Source organism: Mesorhizobium sp. M0904 (genome assembly GCF_040319475.1).
In the GTDB taxonomy this organism is placed as follows: domain Bacteria; phylum Pseudomonadota; class Alphaproteobacteria; order Rhizobiales; family Rhizobiaceae; genus Mesorhizobium.
Map to the genome: position 1 here is coordinate 23,560 of NZ_JAMYOC010000021.1, position 19,197 is coordinate 42,756.

Genomic DNA, 19,197 nt, shown 5'->3' on the forward strand with positions numbered 1-19,197 from the left:
GGCTTTTGTGGCCGTTGATTTAATTGGATTTTTTGGCCATTTTTGTCCCACCTCTTTCAACCCCCTCAGAAAGTGGGACAATTTTGTTCTCTTTTCGATCGATAACCAGCAGGTATTTCGCCGCTCTCGCTACCTTCCGGCGACGCGCTTTCTTGATGTAGTGGTCGGGCTGCTGGTACGTAGTCCACCCATATATCGCCTTCAGCTGCTCGTGCGTCGCGCCGTTCTCAGCGGCGATCGTCGCGCCGGCCTTGCGAATTCCATGAGCACTGCAGTGCGGCAGCTCAGCTTGATCACACCACTGGCGCATCTTGTTGCCCAGACCGTTCTCCGAGAACGGGCGACCATACTCATTGACCAGGAAGGTCATCTGGTCGGAGGGCGTGTGCTCAAGTTCCGCCTCTAGTTCGGGCAGAAGCGGGAGCTCCACCAACACCGCATCCTTGTTACGACTGGTCTTCCCAGGCTTAATTCTGATCCACTTCTCCCACTGCTCGGTCTCCTCGTTGTAGACGAGCGTGATGTGCTGTCGACCGAAGATCGCGACGTCGGACAACCGCAGGCCAGTAAACATGAAGATCGAGAGCGCACGTCTGGCTGCGGTACCCAGCGGATGCCGCTTCTCATATTGAACGATCTCCGACACGTCCCATGGGTGCCAGCCGTCGCCGCTCTTTAGCCGTCTGATGCCGCGGGCGGGATTGGAGTCGACGCCCGGAATCTCTGTGTCCTTTGCCCACTCAAACATCGCGCTGATGGCTTTTACGATATTGTTTGCCGCGCCAAGGGCGTCGAGCCTGGTGTCCCTGATCTCCTTAACATGAGACCGTTTCATACCGGCGAATGGCAGAGATCCCTTGGTGGGATACTGAGGATCCGGGTCACCTTCGAGGGGATGAGGTAATTCGCATACGCGCTCCAGAATTGCTCGTCGGCGCGCCATAGTGTCTTGGGTGATTTCCGTGCCGCCCCGACGGTAATACTCCTGGCAAAGCCACAGCAACGTGCCTTTCTTCGCTGGCTCGGAAGGCTTGGGGAGGCGCCGGCAAATCTCGGGAAGAGTGCCGGGCCGAACATAAGTGACCTCGGCGCGCGCGCACCGCAGTTCCTCGAGGAACTCGTCGCTGCCGGTCGGTTCACGGAGCCGGACCTTCTTCCGACCCGGTGCGCGAAAATAGTACCGATCATTGCCGTGGCGATCAGTGTCCTTCACTACGCCCTTAAGATCGATTTTCACGGGCTCATCCGTCATGTTCGTGGTTTTCGATCCCAAGGATTGTCTAGTGGCGGCGAATCTTCGTCAAGCTTTGGTGCTCCTCCGATTTGGCGGTGAGGGAGCTTTCGAAAGGCCAATACAAGTTCCTCGACGTCCCAAACAATGCGCCCCTTGCTCGGCATTCGTGGCTGGGGCATCCGGCCGTCCTGGACCATTTCATCAAAGGTCGTTGAGCTTACGCCGATGAACGTCGCAGCCTGCTCGCGATTGATTCCTACCGGCGGGAGCGAGGGCGGCAAGACGCTCGGGGTGCGTAGCATCGGTTTAGCGCGTTGAAAGCGCGTTTTTGACGCCTGCCTGTCTTCCTATGTACCTGTCCGAATATTGCAGACGCTCAATCATGTCCTAGCCCTGTGCTTGCAGGCTCACCCTAGGTCTCCAGACCTCAGGATCGCTCAAGACACCGGACTCTTTTCCAGCCTTTGTGTACGATGATGGGTATCTTAATGCGCTCGAGGCCAAGAACTGAATGGTCGGCGACTTGGAAGGGCAAAATGACCGTGGAACCACGAATCTGAGTCAGAGGCGGAATCCAACTGAGGAAAGTATGGCTGTGTTTTCAGACGGTTATGACTCTCATGCATGCGTAACAACCAACAAGAATACCAACAAAATGTTTCTGTGGTTACTTTCATTCCTCATGGAATGCGCGACTGATTTGGTCCGACAGCGGCTTCACAAAATAAGAAAGCGCCGTACGCTCGCCCGTCTGGATCATCGCTTCGGCCGGCATGCCGGGCACGAGCGTCAGGTCCTTGAGCTTCGTCAGTTCCGCATGCGGAACCGACAGACGCACCAGGTAATACGAAACGCCGTTTTTTTCGTCCGTCGCCAGATCGGCTGCGATCCGGCTGACATATCCGTTCAATACCGGCGTGGTCCTCAGATTGAAGGCTGACATCCGCAGCACGGCCTTGTGACCAAGCTGGATTTGGTCGATGTCCTTCGGGGTGATTCGTGCTTCAAGCGCAAGATCGTCGCCTTCCGGCACGATTAGCATAATCGGATCGGCGGGCGTGATCACTCCTCCGACCGTATGAACTGCGAGTTGTTGAATGGCGCCTGACTGCGGCGCGACAATATCGATCCGTCGCAGTTCCTGTTCAGCCGCCACCTTGCGCTCAACATACTCCCCAACCTGCGCCTGAACCTCTCTGAGCTCCTGGCCGACTTCCGTCTTGAAATCCGGATCGATCTGCAGGATCTGCAGGCGCGTTTCGGCTATGCGGGCTGCCGTCTGTGCCTGATGTGCAATCTTCTCACCGCGTTCGCCGCCGAAAGTGGCAACCTGCGTCTTCAGACTGTTCAAGCGTTGGTCCGAGACAATGCCTTGTTCGCGCAGCCCACTCAGGGCAGCAATTTCCTTTTGGAGGATCTCGGTGCTTTTCTCACAAGCGATTTCCTGCGCCTTGAGCCCCTCGATCTCGTGCTCATATTGAGTGATGCGTTCCGCTAGCTGCGCCTGCCTTCCGTCGCGGGATTGTCTGCGGAATTCGAACAGCCGCGTCTCGCCATGTACTGCCGAAGCTACGTCCGGAACATCTCTGCGGGCGAGCAGCCAGTCCGGGAAGGCGATCTCCGCCAGATCGTCACGCTCAGCTTCGAGTCGTGCCAGGTTGGCGGCCAGCTCATCGAGCCGCTTGGTGACTACAGCGAGAGTGGCGCGCGTCTGGGTGGCGTCGAGCCGCATGAGGATGTCGCCGGCTTTTACTTTATCACCTTCGCTCACCAGGATTTCTCCCACCACCCCGCCGGTCGGGTGCTGCACCTTCTTCACATAGGAATCGACGACAAAGTGTCCGGACGCGACAACCGCACCGGAGAGATTCGTGAAGGCCGCCCAGGCTCCGGCTCCTCCAACAAAGATCACGCTCGCCAGAAGGCCCGCCACCAGGTGCCGGCGAATGGAGCTGGAAACGTCATTATTCTGATGAATGCCGGCCACCGGGACCCTCCATGTCAGCGCGCTCTCCCACGTTATCCTGCGTAGACTCGATGGCCTTGACGCCAGCGCCTGGTGCCATCGCTGCCCTCTTCAAGACTTTGGAAAGCGCTTCATCACGCGCACCGAATGCTCGCTGCCGTCCACCTTCCATGACCAACACAAAATCCACGGCGCGGATGGCGCTCGGCCGATGGGCGACGACAACCGCAATGCCCTTGCGCCCGCGCACGGAGGCGATCGCCTTGACGACCGCAGCCTCGCCTTCCGCATCGAGATTGGCATTGGGTTCATCCAGCACAACAAGGAAAGGGTCTCGATAAAGAGCACGGGCAAGACCGATACGCTGGCGCTGCCCGGCGGAAAGTGCCGATCCGGCCTCACCAATCGGAGTTTCGTAGCCGTGCTCAAATCGGAGGATCAGTTCGTGCGTGCCCGCTGCTTTCGCCGCGGTGACAATAGCCTCAGGGTCAGGATTATCTTCAAAACGAGCGATGTTTTCGGCAATGGTGCCGTCGAACAGTTCAACACCTTGCGGCAAATAGCCGATATGACGGCCTAGCGCTTCCCGGTCCCATTGATCGAGGCTTGCGCTGTCGATGCGAACCTTTCCGGCGACCGGCGTCCATGCGCCGACGATGGCGCGCGAGAGTGTCGACTTGCCCGAACCCGATGCACCGATGATCCCGAGTGCGCTTCCCGCCTGAACGGCAAACGCAAGGCCGGTCACGGTCGGCTTCCTTTCGCCGGGCGGAACGATTGTCACGCCTTCGAGGCGGAGTTCGCGTTCAGGTGCAGGCATTGGCATAACAGGAGCGGTTTCAGGAACCTTTCCCAGGAGGTCCTCCAGCCGCGCCCAACCCTGGCGCGCCATGAGGAAGGGTTTCCAGCTTGAAATGGCCAGATCGACCGGAGCCAGCGCACGCCCCATCATGATCGAACTTGCAATCATGACCCCGGCCGTAGCCTCCTGCCTGATCACAAGGTACGCGCCGACGGCAAGAATGGCCGATTGCAGCAGCACGCGCAGCGACTTTGAAATGGCACCCAGCCCACCTGCCACGTCCCCGGCTTTCCGGCTGGCGGCCAGATACTTGGCATTGGCCGTGTGCCATCGGGCAGCGATCCGCCTTCCGAGACCGAGAGCTTGCACGACCTCGGCATTGCAACGCGCTGCTTGCAGTAGACCATTTCGTGCCATGTTGTGGGCAATGGTATCGCGTATCGGTTGTTGCGAGAGAGTGTTGGCAAGAAGTGTCAGAGATGTGAGACCGATCGCCCCGATAAGGGCCGTCATGCCGATCCAGAAATGAAAGAGGAAGCAAATGGCAAGATAAAGCAGCATCCATGGCAGATCGAAGAACGCTGTCGGACCGTTTCCACCTAAGAATCCGCGAATATTGTCGAGATCGCGAAGCGGCTGCAAGCCGTCGCCCGGCATGCGCGTTAAAAGCGGAAGGCGAACGATCGCATCGTGAACGCGTCCGGAAAACTGTTCATCGAAACGCTCGCCAATCCGCAGCAGCACGCGGGCGCGCAAAACGTCGAGCAGGCATTGGAACGCATAAAGCCCTGCAGCAAGCACGACGAGCCCCACTAGCGTCGATACGCTGCCACTTGCCAGAACGCGGTCGTAGACCTGAAGCATGAACAGCGGCGAGATCAGCGCAAGCACGTTGACCACGCCGCTGATCAACAGAATTCCCCAAATAGCGGAACTCAGAGGGAAAGGTCTCAAAGCTGAATCCTTCAAGGAATGGTTACTCACGTAGGTCTCCGTGAGGATCTGGCGACCCAGCTCCCTATATTGCTCCCCGAGCGGCAACCGACTGCATCCGCGCGCTGATTCAGGATCAGTGCTCCCGCCGAATGTGTTTGGTTCGGCATCTAATGGAGCGGGTCAACAACAACACCGTCCGGCTGAAGGTTTGGAAGGGCAACGTCATCGTGGCCGGCCGCAAAGGGCCCGAACAGGCTTCCGCCTCCACGCCTTCAGGGAGATTTCGGTGTACGACCAGCGCGACGTGCAGGGCTTCGTCAAGCTGTACACGCTGCGACTGCTCCCGGGCGCCCCGGCCCATCGCAAGTAGCGGAAACGGAAAGCGCCCGCCCCCGGGGGGCGGGGCGCTGTTCCGTATGGGTTTTCTGGATCAAACGAAGGTGAAGTCCGACGCGGTCAGGCCTAGGTCGGCCACGGTGACCACACCGCCCAGGTGGACGAATTCATGCGCGTTGTTGTCGGCGGTGACATAGGCCAGAGTTGCGACTCTGTCGGTGTAGCTGCTTTGGTAGACAATGATGTCGCCGGCGTGCTCGCCGGAGATCGCACTCGCGGCTTCAGAAGCAGAGTTGAAAGATTCGCCAGTGATTACCACGACGTGTTCGCCGTTCGCACCTGAGGCCGCACCACTGTAGAAGCTGCTCACCGGGTAGCCGGACTGTATGCTGGCGTTGTTGACGAAGTTCGCGCCAAAACCGTCATTGTAGAGGCCCACCGCATCGAAGGCGAACTTGTCCTCCGCCGGGTTGAAATCGGTGATAGTGGTAATGTCCGACTTCGACCCGACAACCCCAGGCACCGGATTGTGGAACTGGAACACGAACGTGTCACTGTCGGTGCCCCCGGTCAACGTGTCCTGGCCGTCACCCACGTAGAGGACATCCTGGCCGGGACCGCCGCTGAGCCTGTCATTGTCCTCACCGGAGACGCGCGGGTTGAAGCGGCCGTTGTCGCCGGAGAGATCGTCCCAGCCATCTCCGCCGAAGATGCGGTCGTTACCCTTGCCGCCGATGAGTCGGTCACTGTCCGGGCCACCCGAGATCTCGTCGTTGCCGCCACGACCGTCAATCCAGTCACCGCCCTGGAAACCCTCCATCCAATCGTCAAGCTCGGTGCCGATGAGTGTTTCGGCACCCGGGCCACCCTCGATAATCTTTGCCATCGAAAATACTCCTAATGATGCACCCTGCCTGACGCGTTCATATTGCTCATCGGATAATTAGAGAAATCGATTGCTTGGATAGACACACATTTACGAAATGGATGCATTCACGTTCACTTCGCCCTTCTGCTGAGCAGTTGCGGGCTCGCTGGCGGCGGGGACGCTGGTCGCCCAAGCAATCGATGAAGATTCGACACTGAAACCGGGACTAGGACGAACTTCGTAACGGGGCCGTCCTGGTTGGGCCCCAAACTTCTCTCTGTTACTCGACGCCGGCATACCCGCACCGTAAGCGCTGGACGAGGACAAGTTCCGCTGGCCGCGGGTGGAGAACGGCGTGATCCGGCTTGCCGCGCCGAACTGATGGCGCTCGTCGAAGGCATGGACTGGCGCGTTTGAGCCGGACGGAGACGGCGCCCGACGTCGGCCGGATAGGCCGTGGCGAAGTGACTCAGGCGCAAAAGGCGGGCCTCAGGCCGTGCAAAATAAGCTCCTGTCGGCGTCATGACGAGAAGCGCTTCGGCCCGTCCCCACGAAATCGATCCGCTCAAGGCGATGTTCGTCGCCATGGCGGCGGAGAAGGCCGAACTGCAACAACTCCGGAGCGAAACACTCAAGGCCGAGATCGTCCGGATGGCGACACTCAACGAGCGTGCCCAGGAGAGGATCGCCGACCTTCATGGGATCGTCAAGCAGCTGGAGCGCGCCGCTTCGGTCGCAGCTCCGAGAAGCTCGAACGTGCCCAGCAGGCCTTCGCCTTCGAAATCCAGACCGGGCTCGGCGCGATTGAGTCCGAGCTCGAGGCCGCAAGACCGACAGGCGAGCCGCGACGTGCTGCGCGACCGCGCAAGGCGTTCCCGGCGCATCTGGAGCGGGTCGAGATCGTCATCCAGCCCGAGCCATGGCGGAAGAAGCGCTCCCGCAGCCAATCGTCCAGTCCGTCAAACGCGGTCGGCCGCACAGGCTTGCGAAACGGAACAGTCCCGCCCTCGCTTAGATACCGAGGCACCGTGTTGCGAGCGCACCCGAATTCGTTCGCCCGTCGGTTCCCCAGCCAAGCTCATGCAGCGGCAGCATCGCTGCCACCTCTTCAGGTGAAGGATCTGCTCTCCCTGCATCGTTCTCGACAATGCAGGAATCGCCCAATCCCAATCGCCATCCATGCCTCCTCTCATAACCGAGGGGTCGTCGGCCGACAACTGAGACGTCCGGTGCTCTTAGGCGGGGTAATCATACGAGATGCCTCCTGCAACATCATTTCCCGCATCCATAGGCTTGCCGGATCATTATTGTGAAACGCAGGCCATTGGACGGCCTCCGTGAATGCGGCAGGAAGTGGCGGCGGAAGTTCGACAATCCGCAGGGGTGTTGTTTTTGCGAAATGCTGCGCCAGCCGTAAGGGCATTGTCCCGATGCGGTTGGTGCCTGATAGAAGGGGCGGGATCATGCTAAAGCCCTGTACGACGACCTCGATACGTCTCTCGAAACCGTTCTCGAGCAAATACCATTCCTCGATGGAGGGCTGCCGGGTGTCCCCGAATTTAAGCACAACCTGCCCCATCGACAAGTATCGGTCGAATGTAAGTGGCTCTGACAGCTGCTTGTTCGTGCCGCAGCCTACGCATACGAGTATATCTTCGAACAGGGCTGCGCGAGGATGTTTCGACATGAACACTTCCGGCATAATCAGAAAATCAACGTCGCCGCGCCGGAGAAGCTCCTCGGGGTCGTCGGAAATAAGCAGACATTCGAAGCGGACGGCGGGAGCTTCCCGCGCAGCACGCTTTACGATCTTCTTAAAAAATACGAGTGTGAGGTAATCGGAAAGGATGATGCGGAAGCGACGATCCGATCGGGCCGGGTTAAAGGCGTCCCAGGAAATAATCGACAGCTGGATGTGCAGCAATGCCTCCCGGACTGCTGTGGCGAGCCCCTCCGCGCGCGGTGTCAAAATGAGTTCGCGGCCGTTCATCGTAAATAGCTCATCGCTGAAATAGGCGCGTAACCGACCGACGGCGGCGCTCATGGCCGGCTGACTCAGGTTAATACTGCGGGCCGCGGCGGTGACTTTACGCTCCCTGATCAAAGCGTCCAGCACAACCAGGAGATTTAGATCGAGTCCCTTAAAACGCATGTATTGACCTATCCGACGCGTGGATGGGTATCGCCCAAAGAATCAATTTTACGAATGGTAAGTAGCGTCAACGCATCAGCCGACGACGAAATAGAGCAACCGATAGGAAGAACGGCAAAACCGTGTATATGCAAAGCGCGCCGATATGCAGGCCCATGCTGCCGGCCGGACGGCCAAGCATCGCCGGACGAATGAGGTCAATTGCATGTGCGAGCGGCAACAAGGAGGCGACGTCCTGAAAAGCGCCGGGCAATTGGTTGACCGGAAACATCGCGCCGCAAAGGAACAGCATGGGTGTTACAACAAGCGTATTATAAAATATGAAATATTCATAACTGGGCGCAAGCGCCGTGACGACCATCGCTAGACTCGCGAAGGCGAGGCCACTGAGAGCGATGACTGGCAGCAAGCAGAGGATGGATGGCCACGATGTGTAGCCGAGCGTGGTGGCAACAATAGTGATTGCTGTGCCCGCCATCAGGGCCTTGGTGGCTGCCCACGCCAATTCGCCGAGTAAGATATCGCCGAGCGTCAGCTGAGTGCATAGCATTCCTTCCCAGGTGCGCTGGTTGTCCATGCGGCCGAAACTCCCGTAAACCGTTTCAGCAGTCGCCGATGCCATCGCGCTTGTGGCAACCATGCCAGCCGCGAGAAACGCAATGTACGAAGTGCCCTCAACAGGACCTATCATTGTTCCGATGCCAAAGCCGAGACCGAACAGATAGATCATCGGATCGGCGAGGTTGCCGAGAACCGATGCAAGCCCGATTTTCTTCCATCCAAGATAGTTGCGGCGCCAAACCGCGACCCAATTCCACGCATTGGCGGGCATGGCCGCCGCATAACGTTCGCCCATTGTTCAGTCCTCCATCTCGCGCCCGGTTAGCCGCAAGAACACATCCTCGAGATTGGGGGGACGCTGCAGAAGGCGCAGACCGGCGCGCCCGCGTAGCTGCACCAGCACCTGCTCCGGATCGGGTGCATAGCAAAAAAGCGTCTCACCGCTCACCTCGATGCGCTGTGCGTACGGCCGGATCAGCGCACCCAGTTCATGCGGATTGCCGCCGTAGACCTCGACCACGTCACAGCCGATCTGCTCGTCAATGAGTGCGGACGGGCGGCCTTCGGCGATCTTGCGCCCCTCCTCCATAACGCACAGCCGATCGCACAGCCGCTCGGCCTCTTCCATGAAATGGGTAGTCAAAAGAATAGTCTTGCCCCGCGCCAGCAGCGATCGCAGCCGTTCCCAGATCAGGTGGCGGGCCTGCGGATCGAGGCCGGTGGTCGGCTCGTCCATCACCAGCAAGTGCGGGTCATTGATCAGCGCACGCGCGAGCGTCAGGCGCCGCTTCATGCCGCCGGACAGTTCGGCGACGCGCGCATCCGCTTTGTTCTCGAGGCGGGCGAACTCAAGCAGCGACGGTATGACCGCTTCGATCTGGCGTCTGCTCATCCGGAAGTAGCGCCCGAACACCAACAGGTTCTCGCGTACAGTGAACGCGGTATCAAGATTGTCGAACTGCGGGACCACGCCGATGCGCATACGTGCCAAACGCGCGCGCGCCGGCACTGGAGCGCCGAGCACAGTAATCTTCCCCGCATCAGGCGATGTCATGCCGAGGACCATACGCGCAATCGTGCTTTTGCCCGCACCGTTCGGTCCCAAGAGCCCGAAGCATTCCCCCGCCGCAACGCGGAACGACAGTCTGTCGACAACGAGCTTGTCATAAGTTTTGCTTACGTCAGTAAGATCGATCGCTACCATGGACATGGGTTCATTTTACCGAGAGGGACGCCAAGACTGGCGGTTGCTTGGTTGCCTGCCGGACCTGAAACTGTGACTCGTCTTCGCCATCCCAGCCGTCGATAACGAACTGATCGACATCACAAGGATTTAGCCCCTGTTCCGCCAAAGCGGCGACAATTGCGTCGAGATTATCGATGGTTTGATAACGCGGATTGTTGTGCCGCTTTTCCTGCTCAACGCAGAAGACGAGCCGTCCATCCTCGACAAGGGCGATCGCCCCATCATGGGTCAGCTTGGTACCACAGATGCGCATAGTGTCTCCACGTTAACGGCGATAGATTCGATTGATCAGGAAGCGGAAAGCGGGTTCCGGAAACGGACGAGCAAGCAGTCTTCGTTGACCGACTCGCCCCGACACTCAAGACGCTCTACCTCGATCAACGTTTCGTTCAGCATGGCGATGACCGGCTCAGCACCAGCGGCGTGACCCCAGCGACGGCAATTAGCATCCCTTGCCGATCCGAAGATCAGATGCCCGCCTGGCGCAAGCACCCGCACCAGGTTTTTGACGGCCGCGCGCATCTCGGCTATGTCTTCGAGGTAGTATAGGACCTCCGCCACAACGATCAGGTCAAACAACTCGTCGGTCGAAAACTGTTGAACATCGGAGACTATCCAGTTGATGCGCGGCGGCTTCTTTATCCGTTGACGTGCTCGAGCTATCGCTTGCGCCACGACATCGATGACGGTGAGCCCTTGGCAGTAGGGGGCTAGTTTTTCCGTGAATGCGCCGGCAGCGCACCCGACTTCGAGGGCATTTGTAATGGAGCCTTGGGCAAGCGCCAGCTGGAGCATTTGCGTGTGGCGCTCCCGCTCGAACGGATTGCCGTCGAGGCGCCACGGATCGTCTGCGGCCAATTCCCGATCGAGCAACTGATGATTCATGTTCTGGGTCAAACTCGTCCACCTCTCGTCCACCTAGGTAATTAGCGATCACTCGTCGCCGCAGATGTTGCTCGACAGCGCTAATCCCGAAGAATCCGCGCAAGATTGAGCCTGCGAAGCGGAGCCGCATGCGGTGAGAATTCTGCCCTGCTTGATCCAGTGATCGGAGTTTGGGTGGGGGCCTGTTTTCCCCCAGTGTTCGATGTAGCGACAGCAGAGCTTCGCGACAGCCAATCGCTATTGCTCAATGTACACAGCGCGTAGGCCTTCAAGGGAAGTAAGAGAAAGATGTTGATGAACGTGTGCAGGGAAAAGCCCAGAAATCGAAACTGTCGAGCACGAAATGCTACCACGCTGCATCGGAGCATGGTCATGGACACAATCATCAGTCCTGTCCACCAAGGCACAGTGCCTGTCAGTGCGAAATGTGCGAGGCCCGTTAGTACCGATAGGGCGAGGAGTAGCGGCCCGAGATTCTGTCCGACCACGTCCAACGTGAGATAGCTATTGAGGCCGGGCAGCAAGCGCAGCCCAAGCAGCGTGTCCCGGAATGTGCTTCGTGCCCAACGGAGTTGTTGGCGCAGATACGGTCCGAGTCTGTTCGGAACGACTGTGGCCGCGATGGCGCCCGGAACGTACTCGGTTCGAAAGCCTGCTTTCAGCATGAGGATAGTGAGATGGCGATCCTCCCCGAAGTCGCTTGGCTTGCCCCGAAAAAATTGCGACTCGTACTGGTCCAGTAACAAAAGGAGCGCAGACCGGCGGTACATGGCACATGGGCCGCAACAGCACATAACGGCACCGAAGCGAGCCTGTGCCGCGCGCTCCTCGTTGCAAGCCAGCCAGTACTCCATGTCTATCAGCCTTGTCAGCCAGCTCTCGCTCCGGTTACTGGCAATCAACTGACCCATGACTGCGCCGACCGCTGGATCTCGCATCTTCGGTACAAGCTTGGTGATGACGTCGGACGCGAGTATCGTGTCTGAATCAACGTTAAGCACCAAATCCCCGGATGAGCGGCGTATCGCGGCGATCTGCGCCTTGCGCTTTCCAACATTCTCGGGAAGCAAAATGATGTCGAACCTAGGGTCGCGCGCGTAGGTTTCGTGGACAGTTCGTACGGCTTCGCGATTTCCAGAACCGTCATCAACCACATAGACCCGAAGTCTTCCGGCGTATTCTTGGTCTGCAATGGAAGCCAGGCACTCTGAAAGCGTGCGCGGATCCTCGTTGAAGCAGGGGACGATGACATCCACGCTGGGCAGTTGATCGGAGCCGACGAGATCCTCCAACGCCGATGAGTCGTTTGTCGGCAGAGCATAAATCCCCTGCATGCTCTTATAAGCAGTCGAGAGCAGTGCATAAAGCGAAATGGCCACAGTGCTGGTTGTACCAAGAAGAGTCATGGGATCTCGTTTGTTCAGTGATGTTGAGGAAGTGAGCGGATTACAAATCCGCGCTCATGAAGTGCTGGAATCAGACGGGACAGCGCCGTGACCGTCTGGTCGCGCAGACCGGCGTGAGCGCCCTGGCTCAACTCGCCGGGAGGGCATCCGTCGTGCAAGAGTACGATTGCGCCCGGCCGGACAGAGGCGAGCACGGTATCGATAATCGCGTCGACCCCAGGGCGAGACCAATCTCGAGGGTCGACGGACCAATGGAGGGCCGTCAGCCCGGCGATCTGTGACGCTGTGAAGACTTCTTCGCTCCAGGCGCCGTAGGGCGCGCGAATATAGCGCACCGAGGCCTGAGGGCACGCCCTCATGATGGCGCCGTTCGCTTCAAAGATCTCACGTTGCACTTCGCCGAAGCCGCATTTGTACAGATCCGGATGAGTCATCGTGTGGTTGCCTAGCTCGTGCCCTTCTGCAAACATTCGTTGGATTAGATCCGGGTGCTCTAAGGCGTAGGCGCCGATGACGAAGAAAGTGGCCGGCACCCGCTGCTCTGCCAGCACATCCAGAATCTCCGGTGTGAAAAGTGGATTGGGACCGTCGTCAAACGTCAGATAAACGCTGCGACGGCCGGTGCCGTCAGAGCACTCACGGCGCACTTCGTACAAGCAATCGGGACGGCTCATAGCTCTGGTCCGTTCCGATCGATCATCGTGCCCGTGGGCCATTCGCTGATCGGCCGTCCAACTGGCAGAACAATGGTGAGTGCGTCATCAATGCGTGTGGGCGGCAGGTCGAGGCGCGCCTCTGGTCGGGTGGAGCGCACGCGAATTCCCGACAAGACGGCCAAAGGGCTGTATCGCCGCCCGAACCTCTCAACATGATTCCGCAGCGCGTGCCGGACGGTTCCGAAAGCGAATGGAACGCCAAGCTCCTGCAGTATTGGAAGCACGACATGGATTGAATGGGCGATTCCGAGACTCTCAAGATCCGGACGTACCCCGTACAGGCCCAGCTCAGCCACCAACAGATCGACCGCGTCAACCTTGATGAAACGGCGCAGTATGCCCATGTGAGCCGCTACACCGTTCGAATCATAGGCGATTGCGCGGAGTTCAGGCCTGGCTCCGGCCCAGCTTCGACTACCTTCGAACGGTTCTGCGTTGGACGCCCCAGTCGGCCCGTAGGTATTACGAAAGAACTGGGCGAGCTCGACGTGGTCCGAGAGCTGCAACTCGTTTTCCCAGCACAATTTCCACTGCACCTGAGGGCGCATTCAGGACCTCTCTTCAAAATAGTTTCTTGCGGGCCGCATTACCCGGCCAAAGCGGCGGCGTTGTTGGCTGCACTCAACCGTTGTCGTTAGCGAAGGTGAGCCAGCCGGTGGGGCTCGCCAATGAGCTCTCTCGATGTTCCCGCCCGTCGCGGCGCCGTCGATTTGAGCTTGACGTCGGTCATTTACGTTCCTCTAATGCATGGTTCGTAAATTCGTAAAATTGATTGTTTAGATGATGCCCATCCACACGCTGGATAGATCAGGATATGCGGTTTAAGGGGCTGGATCTGAATCTCCTCGTCGTGCTGGACGCTCTGATCAGGGAGCGTAAAGTCACTGCCGCGGCCAACAGTATTAACCTGAGCCAGCCGGCCATGAGCGCCGCCGTCGCTCGGTTACGCGCCTACTTCAGCAATGAGCTATTTACGATGAACGGCCGCGAGCTCATTTTGACACCGCGCGCGGAGGGGCTTGCCCCAGCAGTCCGGGACGCATTGCTGCACATCCAGCTATCGATTATTTCCTCCGACGCCTTTAACCCAGCCCAATCGGATCGTCTCTTCCGAATCATGCTTTCCGATTACCTCACGCTCGTGCTTTTTAAGAGGATCGTAGAGCGTACTGCGCGGGAAGCTCCCGCCGTCCGCTTCGAATGTCTGCCTATTTGCGACGACCCCGAGGAGCTTCTCCGGCGCGGCGACGTTGATTTTCTGATTATGCCGGAAGTGTTCATGTCGAAACATCCTCGCGCAGCCCTGTTCGAAGATATGCTCGTATGCGTAGGCTGCGGCACGAACAAGCAGCTGTCAGAGCCACTTACATTCGAGCGATACTTGTCGATGGGGCATGTCGTGCTCAAATTCAGGCACACCCGGCAGCCCACCATGGAGGAGTGGTATTTGCTCGAGCACGGTTTCGAGAGACGTATCGAGGTCGTCGTACAGGGCTTTAGCCTGATCGCGCCCGTCCTATCAGGCACCAACCGCATCGGGACCATGCCCTTACGGCTGGCGCAGCATTTCGCAAAAACAACACCCCTGCGGATTGTCGGACTTCCGCCGCCACTTCCTCATCCCGCATTCACGGAGGCCGTCCAATGGCCTGCGCTTCACAACACTGATCCGGCAAGCCTGTGGATGCGGGAAATGATGTTGCAGGAGGCATCTCGCCTGGCGCCTTTGCCTGAAAGCTATTGAGCGTCTCGGGCACGACCATCCGACCTGGCAGTTAAACACCGCCCGCAAGAATATGTCATTAATCAGCATGTTAGGCGCGCTCCGGCGCGTGTTACCACTACGTTTTGGGGGTGATCTCAGGCGAGTTGTTCGTCCAGGTTGTGTGGCAGAGCGATGCCAGCTGCCTTCAAAACGTTGCCCACTTTGGCCGTGACGTGGTGGTGACGACGCGAGCATCCTTTTCGATGGTGGCTTCCTGGAGGCGGTCGCGATCGCGTAGGAGCGGTTGCCATTCGGGCGTCAGGCCTTTGGCCCGGCAGAGCGGCGCAGTTCCTTGCTGAGTACGAGGGCCAGGAACGAGCAGAACACATGTCCGGGTTGGTACTGAATTGACTGCCGCCTCCGATTTCGCGTGCGAAGTCCCAGAAGGTGTTTAGCCCCACTCAAATGCCAACTTTGCCGGCCATGCCGCGGCTTTTCACGCGGCCAGGCGAGGAGATGGCGGTCGACGAGGTCGATACCAATGGACTGTGCCGGCCTCGCTCGGCTACTGGCGTGAGGCATCCTTGACGACACCGCCCTGCACCGACAACGTCGAGATGTTGGCAATGAAGCCGGTCGAGGTCGACGCTGCGGATGTAGGCAATTTACCTCGCGCTTCGGGCTGAACGCGCGGCCGATCCGTTCACCCAATCGGCGCTTCATCCTGGGCCGCGGCTGAGGCCTGTGGGGTGCGGCTACCCCGCGTGGATGGGATAATCAATCAACTTTCTCTCATTCATGAAAGGAAACTCCCCGCTTACGATAGAAGCCATCAGTTTCATATATTTTCCGGCAGATGGATGTCGAACGGCAGAAATGTCTGTCCTGGTGTTTCAGCAGTGCCGGTCTCGATAGCCCGCGTCATCAGCGTTATCAGCTCCTGGGAAAGCCGGCGCATTGGCGTGGCGACCGCCATCGTGATGATGTTATCAGCGAGTGCCGCCCGAGATTCCGGCGTGATTTCATTCACGATCGCGACGAGATCGCGACTTTTACCCTCTTCCCGGACCGCGGAGATGGCGCCCTCCATGCCGCCGCCGGCGACATAGAAGCCGACGAGCTCGGGTTCCCGCTGCATGAGATCAAGCGTTGCCTCGTAGGTGACCTGCCGTTTCTCCAGGTTCACAAGCGGATCGAGCACCTCGAACGTCGGCGCGTTCTCACGGCAATAGGAGCGAAAGCCGACGTCACGGAGCTCGTGCCCCTGGAAACGATGGCTACCGACAAACACCGCCACCTTGCCGGGCCGTTTTGCGACCTTGGACACCATCCAAGCGGCCGTGCGCCCCACCTTGCGGTTGTTGAGGCCGATATAGCCCTGTCGCACGCCGGCGGCGAAGTCGGAAAGCAGCGAGAAAACCGGAATGCCTTTGGCCTTGAGGTCCTCAACCGCTGCTGTAATTTTTGGGTGGTCCGGTGCCACCATCGCGATCGCATGGCAGCGTGCGCCCAAATCCTTGAGCGGTGCGATTAGGTCGTTCGGCATATGTGACGGGGCGAATTGGATGAGCGGAATGCCGTGGAAGGACTGGGCCAAATTGACCGACGCTTCGACCTCGCGCGCAAAGTCTTGGTAGAAATGCTGGGCCGGTTTTCTCAAGATGAAGCCCAGACGGTAGCACGGTAGGTCTCGCCGCAAGCGCTGCTTGATGAGCCCGGCAGCATGATAGCCGATCGCGTGGGCGGCGTCGTGGACCCGCCGCGCGGTCTCCTCGCGCACCGGATGGCGGGCGTTCAGAACCCGATCGACCGTTGCTACGCTGACTCGGGCTTCGCGGGCGAGATCGGTAATTGTGGGGCGCTTGGTCATGGGTCCTATTCTGATTGGTTTTTGACGCAGGCTGGCTCTCTGTCACCTAGCGCGATTCGACAATGCTTTCGGGTGGGCAAAGTGAAGACGCCCGCATACTGAATGATCGACAGCGTATTGGACTACTCCAGACGTAGACCGGCCGGGTATAACGGAAGGTTCATTCGCTTAGGGCGGCGATGATTTGCACTCACACATTTAGCGCTTCTGATACATGGTCCGTGAGGCGCCGTTTAGAGCCTGCGAGTCGATCGTTCAGGTCATGTGACCAGCTTGGCGAAACCGGTCGCGGTGCGTCGCCCTTACTCGGCGGAGGATAGCCGGTTTGATGCCTCGGCAAGCTGATGACCGCAGAAGGCGGCTTTCATCTGCGCTTGGTCCAATTCTCCTTCCCAGCGGGCGACGACGAGGGATGCCACTGCGTTACCAACGCAATTCGTCAACGCCCGGCATTCGGACATGAAGCGGTCGATGCCGAGTATCAGGGCCATCCCAGCAACGGGAACACTCGGAACTACGGCGAGCGTAGCAGCCAGGGTGATGAAGCCCGCACCTGTCACACCTGCAGCGCCCTTGGAGGAAAGCATCGCAACGAGCAGCAGCAGCACCTGATCGCCGATTGACAGATCGGTGTTCGTCGCCTGCGCGATGAAGAGGGCCGCCAGGGTCATGTAGATATTCGTGCCGTCCAGATTGAACGAATATCCGGCCGGGATGACGAGACCCACAACCGAACGCCTGGCGCCCGCCTTCTCCATCTTCTGCATGAGCGAGGGGAGCGCGGCCTCCGAGGAGGACGTTGCGAGGACAAGCAGCAGCTCTTCCTTGATGTAGCGAATGAGAGAACAGATCGAAAAGCCGTTGTAGCGGCAGACCGCGCCGAGAACCCCGAACACGAAGAGGAAGGCGGTGAAATAAAACGTCGCGACCAGCATCGCGAGGTTGACGACCGAACCGATGCCATATCTGCCGATGGTGAAGGCCATTGCGCCGAAAGCGCCGATCGGCGCGGCTTTCATCAGAATGCCGACGAGCTTGAAGACAGGCGCGATGAGCGCCTGAAGGAAGGAAACGACAGGCTTGCCCGTCTCTCCGGCCATCGCGAGCGCCATGCCGAACAGAACCGAGAAGAACAGCACCTGCAGGATGTCGCCTTCCGCGAAGGCGCCGACTATCGTTGGCGGGATGATGTTCATCAGGAAGCCGGTGACCGACTGCTCGTGAGCCTTTGCGGCATAGGTATTCACGGCCTGGACATCGAGCGAGGCCGGATCGATGTTGAGGCCGGCGCCAGGCTGGACGACATTGGCGACGATGAGGCCGACGATCAGCGCCAGCGTCGAGAAGGTGAGGAAATAGACCATTGCCTTGCCGGCGACCCGGCCGACCTTGTGAAGATCGTTCATGCCGGCAATGCCGGTCGCAATTGTCAGGAAGATGACAGGCGCGATGATCATCTTGACCAGCTTGATGAAGGCATCACCCAGCGGCTTCAGGCTCTCGCCGGTCCCCGGATAGAAATAGCCAATTGCGACGCCGAGGGCGATGGCGGCAAGCACCTGCGCGTAAAGCTTGGCATAGAAGGGTTTGCGGGGCGCGGGACTCGCGCCGCGGACTTGTGCAGCTGACACTGTTTCTCTCTCCCTGACCGGATCGAGGTGGCGTGACTTCTCCCGGGCTTCTCCCTATCGCGGCGCTCCGGTCGAACGCTGCACCAAGGCCGCCGCAATACCCATGCCAAATGGATCCGCATCACCTGAACTGACGTTGGGCTCGCCAATGATGGGATGAGCGGTGGCACAAGACAGGAATGACAAGGCCGCCGTCCAGCACGCGCTTGATGTTCTCCGGCAGATTGCCGGTCGATCTCTCTGGCTTGCGGTTTTGCTGCACATCGTGGCGGGCTCCTCGGTTTGCCGACTTTGGGAAGGGCCGCATCGCTGGCACGAGGGCGCAGAATTGCCGTGTTCTTTGCCGCGCTCCCGCTGCAGCGACAGCTTGAAAGCGACGTCGAGACGTAGGGATTGACGCCGCTGGTGCTGACCGCGACGATGCGGTTCAGAAGTTCCGAGCACCGCCGAGAAAGCCGCGCTCGACCGCCACCTTCGCGCCTTCACACGCGACGCCGCCGCCTTATCTGTGTCATCAATATCGAGGAAATGGCGGTTGCCGCGACCGACCAGTGTCGTCGGCAGTGATTATCGCTCCCGCCCCTGGTTCGCAGGCGCTGGTGACTGGCACGGCCCGGCAACTCGGCGCGGTCAGCCGCTCGGGCACCGCATCGCCGGCGCCGTATTTCTGTCGTTCAACATCGCCGACAAAAATTAGAACTGATGAATTCTATCATAGGCCGCGAGGTTTCCTTTCACGAATGAAAGAAAGCTCGATTGACTATCCCGCCTCGCTCCAGTCTTTTGAAAATCAACGTGTGGTTGCCCCCGTGCAAGCCGAGAACGTGGCCAAGCTTCGTGGAGGGAGAGCCAAGCGATGCGTCAGGGGTCGACCCGCTTTGCA

15 protein-coding genes and 4 pseudogenes are annotated in these 19,197 nt (G+C 59.1%); 2 read left to right on the plus strand and 17 right to left on the minus strand.

Annotated elements, in window-relative coordinates; genetic code table 11:
* Positions 1–19: 19 nt before the first annotated feature.
* The 5 genes from NKH80_RS21635 to NKH80_RS21655 form a co-directional block, all read right to left on the minus strand.
* Positions 20–1,237 (minus strand): tyrosine-type recombinase/integrase, encoded by a 1,218-nt coding sequence (locus tag NKH80_RS21635; RefSeq protein WP_352457555.1) that lies wholly within the window; start codon positions 1,235–1,237, stop codon positions 20–22.
* A 670-nt stretch (positions 1,238–1,907) separates the two neighbouring features.
* Positions 1,908–3,221, minus strand: a complete 1,314-nt coding sequence (locus NKH80_RS21640) for an HlyD family type I secretion periplasmic adaptor subunit (RefSeq protein ID WP_352993373.1) — start codon at positions 3,219–3,221, stop codon at positions 1,908–1,910.
* Positions 3,199–4,971, minus strand: coding sequence for a type I secretion system permease/ATPase (locus NKH80_RS21645; RefSeq protein ID WP_352503904.1), 1,773 nt, complete (start codon positions 4,969–4,971; stop codon positions 3,199–3,201). The genes NKH80_RS21640 and NKH80_RS21645 overlap by 23 nt, the downstream gene beginning before the upstream one ends.
* A gap of 397 nt (positions 4,972–5,368) precedes the next feature.
* On the minus strand, positions 5,369–6,160 hold the full coding sequence (locus tag NKH80_RS21650) for a calcium-binding protein (RefSeq protein ID WP_352483785.1): 792 nt from the start codon (positions 6,158–6,160) through the stop codon (positions 5,369–5,371).
* Positions 6,161–6,631: 471 nt separating this feature from the next.
* On the minus strand, positions 6,632–6,841 hold the full coding sequence (locus NKH80_RS21655; RefSeq protein ID WP_352753583.1) for a hypothetical protein: 210 nt from the start codon (positions 6,839–6,841) through the stop codon (positions 6,632–6,634).
* Between the two features lie 35 nt (positions 6,842–6,876).
* On the opposite strand from NKH80_RS21655, the pseudogene NKH80_RS21660 reads away from it, so the two are divergent.
* Positions 6,877–7,032, plus strand: a pseudogene (locus tag NKH80_RS21660) (hypothetical protein); the annotation flags it as partial.
* Between the two features lie 29 nt (positions 7,033–7,061).
* On the opposite strand, the pseudogene NKH80_RS21665 reads toward NKH80_RS21660, so the two are convergent.
* The 9 genes and pseudogenes from NKH80_RS21665 to NKH80_RS21705 form a co-directional block, all read right to left on the minus strand.
* Positions 7,062–7,323 (minus strand): annotated as a pseudogene (locus NKH80_RS21665) (hypothetical protein); the annotation flags it as partial.
* Positions 7,324–7,331: 8 nt separating this feature from the next.
* The gene (locus NKH80_RS21670; protein ID WP_352687762.1) at positions 7,332–8,294 is read right to left on the minus strand and encodes a LysR family transcriptional regulator; all 963 of its coding nucleotides are present in this window, start codon (positions 8,292–8,294) and stop codon (positions 7,332–7,334) included.
* 67 nt (positions 8,295–8,361) lie between these two features.
* A complete protein-coding gene (locus NKH80_RS21675) occupies positions 8,362–9,150 on the minus strand; it encodes an ABC transporter permease (RefSeq protein WP_352483783.1) in 789 nt (262 codons plus the stop codon).
* A 3-nt stretch (positions 9,151–9,153) separates the two neighbouring features.
* Entirely contained in the window at positions 9,154–10,065 is a 912-nt protein-coding gene (gene nodI / locus NKH80_RS21680; RefSeq protein WP_023719311.1) for a nodulation factor ABC transporter ATP-binding protein NodI, read from the minus strand.
* Between the two features lie 43 nt (positions 10,066–10,108).
* Positions 10,109–10,354, minus strand: a pseudogene (locus tag NKH80_RS21685) (carbamoyltransferase N-terminal domain-containing protein); the annotation flags it as partial.
* 35 nt (positions 10,355–10,389) lie between these two features.
* Positions 10,390–10,986, minus strand: a complete 597-nt coding sequence (gene nodS / locus NKH80_RS21690; protein WP_352517092.1) for a nodulation methyltransferase NodS — start codon at positions 10,984–10,986, stop codon at positions 10,390–10,392.
* 80 nt (positions 10,987–11,066) lie between these two features.
* Entirely contained in the window at positions 11,067–12,392 is a 1,326-nt protein-coding gene (gene nodC, locus NKH80_RS21695) for a chitooligosaccharide synthase NodC (protein WP_352609807.1), read from the minus strand.
* 14 nt (positions 12,393–12,406) lie between these two features.
* Positions 12,407–13,066, minus strand: a complete 660-nt coding sequence (gene nodB / locus NKH80_RS21700; protein WP_352457035.1) for a chitooligosaccharide deacetylase NodB — start codon at positions 13,064–13,066, stop codon at positions 12,407–12,409.
* Entirely contained in the window at positions 13,063–13,656 is a 594-nt protein-coding gene (locus NKH80_RS21705; RefSeq protein ID WP_352483781.1) for a NodA family N-acyltransferase, read from the minus strand. The genes nodB and NKH80_RS21705 overlap by 4 nt, the downstream gene beginning before the upstream one ends.
* A 266-nt stretch (positions 13,657–13,922) precedes the next feature.
* On the opposite strand from NKH80_RS21705, the gene NKH80_RS21710 reads away from it, so the two are divergent.
* Positions 13,923–14,852, plus strand: coding sequence for a LysR family transcriptional regulator (locus NKH80_RS21710; RefSeq protein WP_352494956.1), 930 nt, complete (start codon positions 13,923–13,925; stop codon positions 14,850–14,852).
* Positions 14,853–14,968: 116 nt separating this feature from the next.
* Here the strand turns inward: NKH80_RS21710 and NKH80_RS30145 are convergent.
* The 3 genes and pseudogenes from NKH80_RS30145 to NKH80_RS21720 all read right to left on the minus strand — a co-directional run.
* Positions 14,969–15,206 (minus strand): annotated as a pseudogene (locus NKH80_RS30145) (IS1634 family transposase); the annotation flags it as partial.
* Between the two features lie 445 nt (positions 15,207–15,651).
* Positions 15,652–16,683: a LacI family DNA-binding transcriptional regulator gene (locus tag NKH80_RS21715; protein WP_352542066.1), complete on the minus strand. Its 1,032-nt coding sequence runs from the start codon at positions 16,681–16,683 to the stop codon at positions 15,652–15,654.
* 302 nt (positions 16,684–16,985) lie between these two features.
* Positions 16,986–18,314 (minus strand): dicarboxylate/amino acid:cation symporter, encoded by a 1,329-nt coding sequence (locus NKH80_RS21720; protein WP_352615322.1) that lies wholly within the window; start codon positions 18,312–18,314, stop codon positions 16,986–16,988.
* Between the last annotated feature and the right edge of the window lie 883 nt (positions 18,315–19,197).